The 12,467-nt window shown below is 71.9% G+C and carries 12 protein-coding genes; 4 read left to right on the top strand and 8 right to left on the bottom strand.

Annotated elements, in window-relative coordinates; all coding sequences use genetic code 11:
* Nucleotides 1-222 precede the first annotated feature (222 nt).
* From ACS5PV_RS14235 to ACS5PV_RS14215, 5 genes are all read right to left on the bottom strand, one after another.
* Nucleotides 223-1,836, bottom strand: coding sequence for an ABC transporter ATP-binding protein (locus ACS5PV_RS14235; protein ID WP_455395978.1), 1,614 nt, complete (start codon nucleotides 1,834-1,836; stop codon nucleotides 223-225).
* Between the two features lie 198 nt (nucleotides 1,837-2,034).
* Nucleotides 2,035-3,447 carry a M20 family metallopeptidase gene (locus tag ACS5PV_RS14230; protein WP_455395977.1) on the bottom strand — a complete coding sequence of 471 codons (1,413 nt, stop codon included), beginning with the start codon at nucleotides 3,445-3,447 and terminating at the stop codon, nucleotides 2,035-2,037.
* A 249-nt stretch (nucleotides 3,448-3,696) separates the two neighbouring features.
* Complete coding sequence (locus ACS5PV_RS14225) at nucleotides 3,697-4,617, bottom strand: ABC transporter permease (protein WP_455395976.1); 921 nt, start codon at nucleotides 4,615-4,617, stop codon at nucleotides 3,697-3,699.
* The gene (locus ACS5PV_RS14220) at nucleotides 4,614-5,528 is read right to left on the bottom strand and encodes an ABC transporter permease (RefSeq protein ID WP_455395975.1); all 915 of its coding nucleotides are present in this window, start codon (nucleotides 5,526-5,528) and stop codon (nucleotides 4,614-4,616) included. The genes ACS5PV_RS14225 and ACS5PV_RS14220 overlap by 4 nt, the downstream gene beginning before the upstream one ends.
* A 10-nt stretch (nucleotides 5,529-5,538) precedes the next feature.
* Entirely contained in the window at nucleotides 5,539-7,059 is a 1,521-nt protein-coding gene (locus ACS5PV_RS14215; protein WP_455396217.1) for an ABC transporter substrate-binding protein, read from the bottom strand.
* 198 nt (nucleotides 7,060-7,257) lie between these two features.
* On the opposite strand from ACS5PV_RS14215, the gene ACS5PV_RS14210 reads away from it, so the two are divergent.
* The 4 genes from ACS5PV_RS14210 (at nucleotide 7,258) to ACS5PV_RS14195 (ending at nucleotide 10,552) form a co-directional block, all read left to right on the top strand.
* Nucleotides 7,258-8,157 (top strand): LysR family transcriptional regulator, encoded by a 900-nt coding sequence (locus ACS5PV_RS14210; RefSeq protein WP_455395974.1) that lies wholly within the window; start codon nucleotides 7,258-7,260, stop codon nucleotides 8,155-8,157.
* A 175-nt stretch (nucleotides 8,158-8,332) separates the two neighbouring features.
* Nucleotides 8,333-8,731 carry a DUF350 domain-containing protein gene (locus tag ACS5PV_RS14205; RefSeq protein WP_455395973.1) on the top strand — a complete coding sequence of 133 codons (399 nt, stop codon included), beginning with the start codon at nucleotides 8,333-8,335 and terminating at the stop codon, nucleotides 8,729-8,731.
* 7 nt (nucleotides 8,732-8,738) lie between these two features.
* Nucleotides 8,739-9,392 carry a DUF1190 domain-containing protein gene (locus tag ACS5PV_RS14200; protein WP_455395972.1) on the top strand — a complete coding sequence of 218 codons (654 nt, stop codon included), beginning with the start codon at nucleotides 8,739-8,741 and terminating at the stop codon, nucleotides 9,390-9,392.
* Entirely contained in the window at nucleotides 9,392-10,552 is a 1,161-nt protein-coding gene (locus ACS5PV_RS14195; protein WP_455395971.1) for a glutathionylspermidine synthase family protein, read from the top strand. The genes ACS5PV_RS14200 and ACS5PV_RS14195 overlap by 1 nt, the downstream gene beginning before the upstream one ends.
* 48 nt (nucleotides 10,553-10,600) lie before the next feature.
* Here ACS5PV_RS14195 and ACS5PV_RS14190 read toward each other — a convergent pair whose 3' ends face one another.
* The 3 genes from ACS5PV_RS14190 to ACS5PV_RS14180 form a co-directional block, all read right to left on the bottom strand.
* The gene (locus ACS5PV_RS14190) at nucleotides 10,601-11,485 is read right to left on the bottom strand and encodes an SDR family oxidoreductase (RefSeq protein ID WP_455395970.1); all 885 of its coding nucleotides are present in this window, start codon (nucleotides 11,483-11,485) and stop codon (nucleotides 10,601-10,603) included.
* Nucleotides 11,486-11,573: 88 nt separating this feature from the next.
* Nucleotides 11,574-11,780, bottom strand: coding sequence for a DNA gyrase inhibitor YacG (gene yacG / locus ACS5PV_RS14185; RefSeq protein ID WP_455395969.1), 207 nt, complete (start codon nucleotides 11,778-11,780; stop codon nucleotides 11,574-11,576).
* 19 nt (nucleotides 11,781-11,799) lie between these two features.
* Complete coding sequence (locus ACS5PV_RS14180; RefSeq protein ID WP_455395968.1) at nucleotides 11,800-12,447, bottom strand: Maf-like protein; 648 nt, start codon at nucleotides 12,445-12,447, stop codon at nucleotides 11,800-11,802.
* Nucleotides 12,448-12,467 lie beyond the last annotated feature (20 nt).

Here is a 12,467-nt window from a genome sequence, read left to right as displayed (position 1 = left end):
GTCTCGACGCATGAGACTCCTCCGGGAACACCCCCTCACTCTCGCTCCGGCTGCGCCTGCGCTTGCCGTGTCCCCTGAACGGGCACACGGCCCTCTCCCCGCCCGCGGGGAGAGGAGATCACCCCTCGCTTTTCTTTCCCCGGACAGCCCTTCCCATACGGGAGAGGGGATCGCGCTCTCGAAGAGCATTGAGGTTGGTCAAAGGAAACTCGTACCACTTCCTCACGCCGTCTCGGCGAACATCGCCCCCGGCACCGCCGCCAGCAGGCTGCGCGTGTAGGGATGCTCGGGCGCCCGGAACAGCGCCTCGGTGCGGTTCGTCTCGACGACCTCGCCGCGATGCATCACGGCGATCCGGTCGCAGATCGTCGCCGCCACGCGCAGGTCGTGGGTGATGAACAGCATCGCGATGCCGAGGCGTGCCTTGAGGTCTTCCAAGAGTACCAGAACCTGCGCCTGGACCGAGACGTCGAGGGCCGAGACCGCCTCGTCGGCGACGAGCACGTCCGGCTCCATCGCGAGCGCCCGGGCGATGCCGATGCGCTGGCGCTGGCCGCCCGAGAAGGCGTTGGGGTAGCGCTCGGCGGCGCTCGGCGGCAGGCCGACGAGGTCGAGGAGTTCCCGCGCCCGCGCCCGCGCCTGGCGGGACGGCGTGCCGTGGGCGATCGGGCCGCCGGCGATGATCTGCTCGACGGTGCGGCGCGGGTTGAGCGAGGCGAAGGGGTCCTGGAATATCATCTGGATCCGCCGGCGCTCGTCGCGCAGCGCCCGCGTCCCGAGCGCCGTGAAGTCGAGGCTGCCGAGGCGCACGCTGCCGTGGTCGGGCTCGATCAGGCGGATCGCCAGCCGCGCCGTGGTCGACTTGCCGGAGCCCGATTCGCCGACGATGCCGAGGGTCTCGCCCCGGCGCAAGTCGAAGCTCACCTCCTTGACCGCCGCCACCACCCGGGGCTTGCCGAGGAAGCCTGAGCGGGTGGCGTAGGTCTTGGCGAGGCCCACCACCGAGAGGGCGACCGGGGCCTCGGTGATCGGCTCGCGCGGCGGCGGGGTCAGGCTCGGCACGGCGGCGAGCAGCGCCTTGGTGTAGGCGTGCCGGGGGCGGCGCAGCACCGCCTCGGCCGAGCCCGACTCGACCAGCCGGCCGCGCTGGAGCACCGCGACGTGGTCGGCGATGTCGGCGACGACGCCGAAATCGTGGGTGATGAACAGGACCGCCATGTTGCGGCGCTGCTGGATCGCGCGGATCAGCGTGAGGATCTGCGCCTGGGTCGTGACGTCGAGCGCCGTCGTCGGCTCGTCGGCCACCAGCACCGCCGGCTCGAGCGCCAGCGCCATCGCGATCATCGCCCGCTGGCGCTGCCCGCCCGACAGCTGGTGCGGATAGGCCTTCACGATCTGCTCGGGCTCGGGCAGGCCGACCTCGCGGGCGAGCGACACCGCGCGCTCGCGCCGCTCCTTCGGGCTGAGGAGGTCGTGGGCCTCGAACATCTCGGCGATCTGGTCGCCGATGCGCATCACCGGGTTCAGCGCCGTCATCGGCTCCTGGAAGATCATCGCGATCCGCCGGCCGCGCAAATCGCGCCAGGCCCGCTCGTCGAGGCGAAGCAGGTCGCGGCCCTCGAACCGGATCTCGCCGCCCACCACTCCGAGCGCGCGCGGCAGGAGGCCGGTGAGCGCGTAGGCGCTCATCGACTTGCCCGAGCCGGATTCGCCGACGACGCACAGGATCTTGCCCGGCATCAGGTCGAGGCTCAGATCCTCGACCGCGTGCGGCCGGTCGGCGCCCCGCGGCAGGGCGAGGGTCAGGTTGCGGATCTGGACGATCGGTTCGCTCATCGTCTTCCCCTTCGCGCCCGCCGATCAGGCGAAGTCCATCGCGTCACGTCGTTTCCGAACCAATCGGATTTGCCGTGACACCAGTAAAACGCGGGATCCCCTCTCCCACACCTTGTAGCGATACCGGGCAAGCCCGGGATCGCCTGGAGAGGGGAGGCGTGCTCTATTCTCGCTCGCGTGAGGCAAGCGGAAATCAGATCAACCCGCCTTCCGCTCCGCCAGCACCGCCGGCCCGGTCTCGCCGAGGTCCCAGAACAGGCCGGCCATCAGCCCCAGCGCCTCGCGGGTCGGGGGCCCGAGCAGATGCTCGTTCGGCGCGTGCTGGGCGCAGGCCGGGTAGGAATGCGGCACCCAGAGCGTCGGCAGCCCGAGGATCTCCGAGAAGGCGTCGTTCGGCAGAGAGCCGCCGAGATTGGGCAGGAGCGCCGGGCGCTTGCCCGTGCTCTCCTCGATCGAGGCGAGCGCCCAGGTCACCCACGGATCCTCGACCGGCAGGCGGGTGGCGCGAAACACCTCGCCGCGGGTCGCCCGCACCTCGACCATGGGGTAGCCGTGCGCGTCGAGATGGGCGCGGATCGCCGGCAGCACCCCCTGCCAGTCGGTGCCGACGACGAAGCGCAGCTGCAAGGTCGCCTTGGCGGAAGGCGGCACCGCGTTCTGCGGCCCGTCCGGATCGCCGCACTTGAAGGCCAGCACCTCGAGGGTGTTCCAGGCAAAGACCCGCTCGGCCGGAGAGAGGCCCGGCTCGCCCCAGCCCTCGTCGATCGACGGCGCGTTGGGGTCACCCCCGACCGTGATGTCGGCGAGCGCCGCCCGCACGCCCGCGGGGATCGGCGGCGGGCGTAAGCCGTCGAGGAGGATCTGTCCCTGCCCGTCGACGAGGGTCGCGATGGCGTTCGCCAGCACGGTGCCGGGATTGCGCAGGAGCCCGCCCCAGTTGCCCGAATGGTGGCCGCCATCGCGAAGGTTCACCACCAGCTCGAAGGTGACGCCGCCGCGCGAGCCGAGGAACATCGTCGGCCGCGCCGCCTCCAGCCGCGGGCCGTCGGAGGCGATGAGGAGATCGGCGGCGAGCGCCGCGGCCTCCGTCCGGCAGATCTCGTGCAGGCCCGGCGAGCCGGCCTCCTCGCCCATCTCGACGAGCAGCTTGACGTTGAAGCCGAGCTTAGCCCCCCGGGCCTGCATCACCGCCGCGAGGGCGCCGAGGTTGACGAGGTGCTGGCCCTTGTTGTCGGCGGTGCCGCGCCCGTACCAGCGCTCGCCCTCGACCGTCACGGTGAGCGGGTGCAGGCCCTCGCGCCACTGCTCGGGGTAGTTCCGCACCGTGTCGCCGTGGCCGTAGGTGAGCACCGTCGGCAGGTCGTCGCCCTCGTGCCGGGTGGCGATCAGGAACGGTCCGCGCCCGGGCTTGGGGTTGTCGAGGAGGCGGACCTGGAAGCCGAGGCGCGACACCAGCGGCGTGATGAACCGGGTCAGGTAGGCGGCCAGCGCCGGGCCCTGGTCCGGGGCCTGGCTCTCGGTCGGCAGGGCGACCGCCTCGCGCAAGCCGGCGAGGAAGGTGCCGTCGTCGTAGTGCCGGTGGGCCAGCCCGATGGCGTCGCGTCGCGACATGGAGGGGACCTTCTGTACGCGTGTGGGAGAGAAGATGTTAGTTCTTGATCTGCGGTGAGTGAAACCCTGGCCGGCTCCGCTTCCTCCCAATCCACGACCTCATCCTGAGGTGTTGGTCGATCGAAGATCGACTGACCTCGAAGGAGGCTCCAGGGATCGCGAGACGTCTGGAGCCCTCCTTCGAGGCTGCTGCAAGCAGCAGCACCTCAGGATGGGGTCGTGGGTGGGGGACCCACGGCCGACCAGCGCTCAATTCCGCCCTTCCGGAGCGGTGATGTCGCGCACCCCGTCGCCGAGCAGGTTGATGCCGAGCACCAGGATCAGGAGCGCCACGCCCGGGATGGTGATGACCCAGGGCTGGAAGAACATGTACTGCTTGCCCTCGGCGATCATCAGGCCCCAGGACGGCAGCGGCGGCTGCACGCCGAGGCCGAGGAAGGACAAGGCCGCCTCGAGCAGGATCGCGTGCGCCATCTCGAGGGTCGCGACGACGATCAGCGCGTTGAGGATGTTGGGCAGGATCTCCTGGGCGAGGATCCGCACCGGGGAGAACCCCGCCGCCTTCGCGGCGGCGACGAAGTCCTGGGCCCGCACCTGCCGGGTCGCAGCGCGGGTCACCACCGCGAAGCGGTCCCAGAGCAGGAAGCCGAGCACCAGCACCACCACCTTGAGCGAGCCGCCGACGAGCGAGGCCATGGCGAGCGCCACCAGCACCACCGGCATCGCGAGGCGCGTGGTGACGACGTAGCTCACCACCGCGTCGACCCGCCCGCCGTAATAGCCCGCGAGCACCCCGAGCGTCGTCCCGATCACCCCCGAGATCACGGCGGCGGAGAGCCCGATCAAGAGCGAGATCTGGCTGCCGTAGATCAGGCGGCTGAGATAGTCGCGCCCGAGCTTGTCGGTGCCGAGGAGGTGCTCGACGCTGCCCTTGGCGTGCCAGAAAGGCGGGATCAGCCGGCGCGACACGTCCTGGGCGTAGGGGTCGTGCGGGGCGACGAGGGGGGCGGCGAGCGCCATCAGCACCACGATTCCGACGATGCCGGCCCCGATCAGGAAGCCGCCATGCGACAGGCCGCGCCGCAGCGCGATAGCCGCGGGTGAGCGCGCCGGGGGCAGGACGATCTCGGCGGGGGCCGCTGCGAGCGGGGAGGCGGGCCGGACGGTCATGAGCGCAGCCTCGGGTCCAGGAGGGCGTTGAGGAGGTCGGCGGCGAGCGTCAGGGCGATGTAGATCATCGCCAGCACCAGCACGATCGCCTGGACGACGGGGAAGTCGTTGCGGGCGATCGATTCCCAGGCGAGCTGGCCCAGCCCCTGGAGCGAGAACACCGCCTCGATCACGATCGAGCCGCCGAGCATGAAGCCGAACTGGACGGCCGCGAGCGCGATCACCGGGATCACGGCGTTGCGCAACGCGTGGCGGATCAGGATCTTGCGCGGGGGCAGTCCCTTGGCGCGGGCGGTGCGGACGTAGTCGGAGGACAGGACCTCCAGCATCCCGTTGCGGGTGAGCCGCATCACCGCCGGCATGGCGTAGTAGCCGAGCGCCACCGCCGGCAGGATGAAGTGCTTCCAGGTCGCGTTGCCGGAGACCGGCAGCCAGCGCAGGTTGACGGAGAAGATCAGGATCAGGGTCAGGCCGAACCAGAAGCTCGGCATCGCCTGGCCCAGCACCGAGACGGCGAGCGCCGCCCGATCGAGCCAGGTGTCGCGGTAGAACGCCGCCAGCACCCCGAGCGGGATCGCCACCAGGAGCGCCACCGCGAGCGCGATCACCCCGAGCGTCAGGGTCACGGGCATGCGGGCGGCGAGCAGGTCGGTCACCTGCTCGGGAAAGTAGAACGAGCGCCCGAAATCGAGGTGGAGCGCCCGCCAGGCCCAAGCGCCGAACTGGACCACCAGCGGCTGGTCGAGCCCGTGCTGCGCGCGCACCGCCGCGATCTGCTCGCCCGTCGCCTCCGGGCCGGCGATGGCGGTGGCGAGGTCGCCCGAGAGGTGGAGGAGCAGGAAGCTCGCCACCGAGACGGTCAGCGCGACGCCGACCGCGACGAGGATGCGCCGCAGCGCGAAGCCCAGCATGGCGCCCCTCCTACTTCTTCCAGGAGGCGGCGTAGAAGCGCGGCACCTCATCGGTCTGCGCGGTGAAGTTCAGGTCGGCGCTGAAGGCGTAGTTCGACGGGTAGGAGAACATCGGCAGGGCGTAGGCCTGCGCGGCGATGCGGGCGAGCGCGTCCTTGTACTTCGCCTTGCGGACCGCCGGATCGACGCTGGTGTCGCCGGCCTGGAGGTCGGCGATCACGGTCGGATCGCGCGCCAGATCCTCCTCGCCGCCGCGGAAGTAGATCCCGGTGAAGGCCGAGACGTCGTTGATCGAGAACGAGCCCCAGGTCTGGTAGCCGATCGAGGTCTTGCCGCCCCGCAGCGCGTCGCGGAAGGCGGCGTAGCGCAGGTAGTTGAGCCGCGCCCGGATGCCGACGGCGCGCAGGTAGCCGACCACCGCCTCGGCGTAGTCGCGCTCGCGATAGGCCGCGAGGTCGATGTCGAAGCCGTTGGCGTAGCCGGCCTCCTTGAGGAGCGCCCTCGCCTTGGCCGGGTCGTAGGCGTAGGTCGGCACGCCGTCCTCGGTGCAGCCGAACTGCTCGATGAAGCAGACCGCGTTCATCACCCGGGCGCCGCCGCGCACCAGGTTGTCGACCATCGCCTTGCGGTCGATGGCGTGCGCGATCGCCTGGCGCACCCGCACGTCCTTGAGGGGCGAGTTCTCCGCGGCGCGGCCCTGGACGTCGAATTGCAGGTAGCCGACCCGCATCGTCTCGGCGGAGACGACGGTGAGCGTCGGGTCCGCTTTCAGCTGCTCGGCCTGGTCGGTCGGCACGCGCCAGATCCAGTCGACGCCGCCGGTCATCAGCTCGGCCATCCGGCTGTCGCCGTCCGGGATGATGCGGAACTCGAGCTTGCCGATCTTCGCCTTTCCGACCGGGCTGCCCGGCCAGTACTTGTCGTTGCGCACCATCTTCACGCCCTTGCCGCTCTCGGTCGAGACGATGCGGTAGGGACCGGTGCCGACCGGCGCCTTGCTGAAGCCGTCGAGGCCGACCTTCTTGAAGTAGGCGGCGGGCAGGATCGGGGTCGGGCCGGAGAGGTATTCGAGGGCGGCCGGGAACGGCGCCTTGAGGTGGATGCGCACGCTGTGCGGCCCGGTCACCTCGGTCGACTTCATCCAGTCGACGTTGCCCTTGGTGACGACCTTCGCCTCGGGCGTCAGCACGTAGTTGAAGGTGAAGGCGACGTCCTCGGCGGTGAGGGGATCGCCGTTGTGGAAGGTCACGCCGTCGCGCAGCGTGAGGTCGAGCGTCACCGGGTCGACCCAGGTCCAGGCCGTGGCGAGCATCGGCTGGTGCTGGCCGGTCGCCGGATCGCGGTAGAGGAGCGTGTCCCACACGTTGCGCGCGAGGATCACCCCCTCGCGCAGGTTGTTGTGGTACGGGCTCAGGTTCTCCGGCTCGCTGTCGGAGGCGTAGACCAGGGTGTCGTTGGCCTTGCCCGCCAGCGCCGGGCCGGCGATTCCGGCGAGAAGCAGGCCCGCGAGCAGCGCCCCCGTCCCGCGCATCCGGCCCGCTTCGATCCGTGTCGGCATCCGTATCGGCATGTCGGCTCCGCCTCGTCGTGGGCAGCGCGGGCGCCTCGACCCGTCATGCTGCACTGCCGCAAAATTCACCCTGCCAGGATGTTGCGCAGATTCGATCGCAGCAAGACGAATTTGTCGATAGGCTCGTTGCCGAAACGGCAAGGCAGGGGCCCGGGAGGGATGCAGACCACGGCGTTGCGCTACTTCCTGGCGGTCGCCCGCGAGGGCACGATCGCGGCGGCCTCGGCCCGGCTCAACGTCGCGCCCTCCGCGATCAGCCGGCAGATCGCCAACCTGGAGGCCGAGCTCGCCTGCCCGCTGTTCGAGCGCCGGCCGCGCGGCATGGTGCTGAGCCAGGCCGGCGAGCTGCTCGCCCGCCACGCCCACCAGGTGCTGGCGAGCGCCGAGCAGGTCGTCACCGAGATCCGGGAGCTGGAGGGCCTGTGGCGCGGCCTGGTCCGCGTCGCCTGCACCGAGGCCTTCGCAATCGACCTCGTGCCGGAGGCGATGGCGGCGTTCCACGCCCGCTACCCGGGCATCCGCTTCGACCTCGCCGTGCTGCCGCCGGGCCAGGTGACCCACCGGGTGGTCCAGGGCGACGCCGATCTCGGGATCACCTTCAGCCTGGAGCCCTCGACCGAGACCGCGGTCGCCTATCGCCACAGCCTCGACATGGTGGCCCTGTGCGCGCCCGACCATCCGCTCGCCGAGCGCGGGCTCATCGGGCTCGCCGACCTCGCCGCCTATCCGGTGGCGCTGCTGCCGCGCGACACCACGCTGCGCACCATCCTCGACGCGGCCTGCGCGGCGGACGGCGTCGCGATCGAGCCGGCGCTCACCGCCAACACGCTCTCCTCCGTCCTGCCGTTCCTGCGCCGCACCCGGGGGCTGACCCTGGTCTCCTCGGTCGCGCTCCAGGGCCAGATCGGGCGCGGCGAGTTCCGGGCGCTGCCGATCCGGTCCCGCCGCAGCCTGGCGCGGGGCATCGAGGTCCAGACCATGCGCGACCGGCGCCTGCCGCGGGCGGTGCAGGCCTTCCTGGCGGCGCTGGTGGCGGCGTTGCCGCCGGTGCGGAGTTGACGTTGGGAAGTGGAGTGATGACACTGGATCGACGAATCGATCGACCCGCGACGATCGAAGGATCCTGGCCGGCCGTGCATCCTGATCGTCGTCATCCCGCTCGTCGCCATCTTGCTCGTCGCGAAGTGATCTCCGCCGGCGAGCCAGGCCTCTGCGGCGTCGTGACGTCGACCCGATGACGTCGATCGCCGGGCTGCCCGAATTCTTGCTCTATCTCGGCACGGCCGCGGTCCTGACCGGCCTCTACCTCGCCGCCTACACGCTTGCCACGGCGCATAACGAGGTGGCGCTGATCCGCCGGGACGTCACCGCCGCCGCGGTCGCGCTCGGCGGCAGCCTGATCGGCTTCACCCTGCCGCTGGCGGTGGCGGTCTACAACGCGCGCTCCGTGCTCGACTGCCTGGTCTGGGGCCTCGTCGCGCTGGTGGTGCAGATCGCGGTCTACTGGCTGGTCCGCCTCGTCGTGCCGGACCTGTCGCGGCGGATCGCCGACGACCGGATGGCGGCGGCCTGCCTGCTCGGGGCCGCCTCGCTCGCTGGCGGCATCCTGAACGCCGCCTCGATGACCTCGTGAGGCGTCGATGAGCGGGTTCGCGCCGGCCTCCCTCGAGGAGACCGCCCGTCGCGCCAAGCGCTCGACCGCGATCTCCCTGGTGCTCGTCGCCGGGGCCGGGGTCGGGGCCTTCGCGCTCGCCGGCCTCGCTGCGGCGCGGCGGAACGAGGACGTGCTGGTCTACCGCACGCTCGACGCCTGCATCGCCGAGCGGGTGCGCAGCGCCGTGGCCTGCATCGAGGCCGAGGCCGCCGCCCGCGTCGCCTACGCGGCGGGCGCGCCGCGCTACGAGGCCCTGGCCGATTGCGAGCGCCATCACGGCCGCGGCGGCTGCGTGCCCGGCGAGACGGTGACGCCGGACGCGCAGGGGCGATACCTTCCCGTGATGTCCGCCTTCATGATGGGGCGCACGGAGGAGCAGGGCCTGCCGGTCCAGCCGCTCTACGCCCACGCCCCGGAGGAGGAGCGGTCTCACGCCGGGCACGGTGGCGGCTATGCCGGCGGCGGCTACTGCACCGGCTCGGGCGCCCGGGTCGTGCCCGGCGGCGGCGGCTCGGGCGCCCGCGTCTCCTCGGCGGTCGCCCGCAGCCCGGCGGCGAGCCCGCGCACCATCGCCCGCGGCGGCTTCGGCGGGACCGGCCGAGCAGTCGCGGCGGCCGGGCACGGGTCCGGGGGCGGCTGATGCGCCGGGTCGCGACGCCCGAGCGGCCGGACTGGCGCGAGCACGCGGCGCGCGCGGGCTTCCACTTCCACTCCTTCGACGGCGCGCCGTACTGGGACGAGAGCGCGTATTACGCCTTCAGCCTCGCGGAGATCGAGGACGGCATCGAGGCGCCGAGCCGCGACCTGCACGCGCTCTGCCTCGCCTTCGTCGCGCGCGCGGTCGAGGACGAGGCGATCCTCGCCTCGCTGGCGATCCCCGAGCACGCCTTCGACGCCGTCCGGGCGAGCTGGCGCCGGGGCGACCCCGCGCTCTACGGCCGCCTCGACCTCAGCTACGGCGGCACCGGGCCGGCCAAGCTCCTCGAATACAATTCCGACACGCCGACCGCGCTCTACGAGAGCGCGGTGTTCCAGTGGCTCTGGCTCGAGGACGGGCTCGCCCGCGGCCGCCTGCCGGCGGGCTCGGACCAGTTCAACGCCCTGCACGAGCGGCTGGTGGCGCGCCTCGCCGAGGTCGGCCGCTCGGACCGCCTCGCCTTCGCGGGCTTTGCCGACGCGCCGGAGGATCGCGGCACGCTCGCCTATCTCCAGGATTGCGCGCTCCAGGCCGGCCTTGCCGCCCCGTTCCTGCCGGTCGAGGCGATCGGGCTCGATTCCGATGGCTGGTTCGTCGACGAGGCCGGGCGCCCGATCGAGGCCCTGTTCAAGCTCTATCCGTGGGAATGGATCTTTTCCGATCCGTTCGGCCGGGCGGTCGGCGCCTCGGCCACCCGCTTCGTCGAGCCGCCCTGGAAGGCGGTCCTGTCCAACAAGGGGATGCTGGCCCATCTCTGGGCGATGGCGCCGGGCCACCCGAACCTGCTGCCGACCTTCTTCGAGGACGACCCGGCCAAGGCCGTCCTCGGCGACAGCTTCGTGAAGAAGCCGCTCCACGCCCGGGAGGGCGCCAACGTGCTGATCGTGCGCGACGGCGCGGTGGCGGCCCGGGTCGAGGGGCCCTACGGCGCCGAGGGCTTCGTCCGCCAGGGCCTCGCCGCGCTGCCGCGCTTCGACGGGCGCCACGCGCTCGTCGGCAGCTGGATCGTCGGGGACGAGCCCGCCGGACTGTGCCTGCGCGAGGGCGACGGGCCGATCACCACCGACCGGGCCCGCTTCGTGCCGCACCTCATCGAGCCGTGACCGCGGCGCGGACGGCCGTTCCCGGGTCGTCCCCGCGCGGCCGGCGCCTCACAGCACCGGCATCGCTCCCGCCACCGTCACCAGCGCGCCGGAGGTGTAGCTGCTCTCGTCCGAGGCCAGCATGACGTAGGCCGAGGCGAGCTCCGCCGGCTGGCCCGGGCGGCCGAACGGGACCTGGCTGCCGAAGGACTTGACGGAATCCTCCTCCATCCCGGACGGGATGAACGGGGTCCAGATCGGGCCCGGCAGCACGCCGTTCACCCGCACGCCCTTCTCGGCCAGCAGCTGCGCCAGGCTCAGCACCAGGTTGCTCAGGGCCCCCTTGGTGGCGCTGTAGGCCAGCAGCGAGGGCATCGGGTGCTTGGAGTTGACCGACGAGGTGAAGATCACCGAGGCGCCGGGCTTCAGATGCGCCATCGCCGCCTTGGTCACAGTGAACGACCCGAACACGTTGGTGCGGAAATGGTCCTCGAAGACGTCCTCGTCGATCGAGGCGAGGTCATGGTTCGGCTGCTGGAAGGCGCCGTTGTTCACCACCACGTCGAGGCGGCCGAAGGCCTCGGCGGTGCGGGCGACGATCTCGCGGCCGTAGGCCCGCTCCTTGAGGTCGCCCGGCAGCAGGAGGGCGCGGCGCCCGGCCTTCTCGACCCATCCGGCGACGGCCTCGGCGTCGCCCTGCTCGGAGGGCAGGTACGAGATCGCCACGTCGGCGCCCTCGCGGGCATAGGCGATCGCGACCGCCCGGCCGATGCCGGAATCGCCCCCGGTGATCAGCGCCGCCCGGCCGGTGAGCTTGCCCGAGCCCTTGTAGCTCGCCTCGCCGTGGTCGGGCTCGGGCTTCATCCGGCCGGTCAGGCCCGGAAAGCCCTGCGGCTGGCCCTCGAAGGGCGGACGGGGATGCTTGGTGAGGGGGTTGGGGAAATCGGACGACATGGGGGAAGGGCTCCGGCGGCCGGTTCACATCAGGCCGCCGTCAACCGGGAAGGACCCCGGCCGTTCCCTGCTCTCCCGCAGTATCCCCTCACTCCTCCCGCGAGCCGTCGCCTCTGTTTGAGGGATCTTGGCCGAGGGCGTCGTCCTCCCGGCCCGGGATCGCGTAGCGTCCGCTGAGCCAGCGCTGGAGATCGACGTCGGCGCAGCGCTTGGAGCAGAACGGCTTGGATTCCGGCACCGCCGGCTTGCCGCAGATCGGGCAGGCCGGCACCTTGGCATCGTCGGGCGTCGTCACGCGCGCCTCCTGTTCGCGGTCAGGCCGCGTCGCGCCAGGCGGCGCGGACCGGGAAACCCTCGCCTTCGAGCAGCCCGACCGTCTCGTAGAGCGGCAGGCCGACCACGGCGCTGTAGGAGCCGACGAGCTTGACCACGAAGGAGCCGGCGAGCCCCTGGATCGCGTAGCCCCCGGCCTTGCCGCGCCACTCGCCGCTGGCGAGGTAGCTGTCGATCTCACGCGCCGAGAGGCGCTTGAACCGCACCCGGCTCTCGACCAGACGCTCCCGCGGCCGCTCCTTGGGGCCGACGACGCAGACCGCGGTGTAGACCCGGTGCGCCCGGCCGGAGAGCAGCCGCAGGCAGGCCGCCGCCTCGTCGGTCACCTCGGCCTTCGGCAGGATGCGCCGGCCCACCGCCACCACCGTGTCGGCCGCCACCACGTAGCCGTCGCGCAGGTCCTCGGTGCCGCGCGCCGCCGCCACCGCCACGTCGAGCTTGGCCCGGGCGAGCCGACGCACCAGGTCGCGCGGCTTCTCGGCTTTCAGCGGCGCCTCGTCGAGGTCGGCCGGCAGAAGGGCGTCGGGCTCCAGCCCCGCCTGCTGGAGCAGGGCGAGGCGCCGGGGCGAGGCCGAGGCGAGGACGAGCTTGGGGCGCGCGGCCTGCGGGATCGGGGAGGTCTCGGTCATGGGCGCCCGTGTCTCGAAGG

The sequence above is a fragment of the Methylobacterium sp. Gmos1 genome (assembly GCF_053764715.1).
Note: the sequence above shows the minus strand (reverse complement) of the source record. Positions and strands in the feature narration are given on the sequence as shown.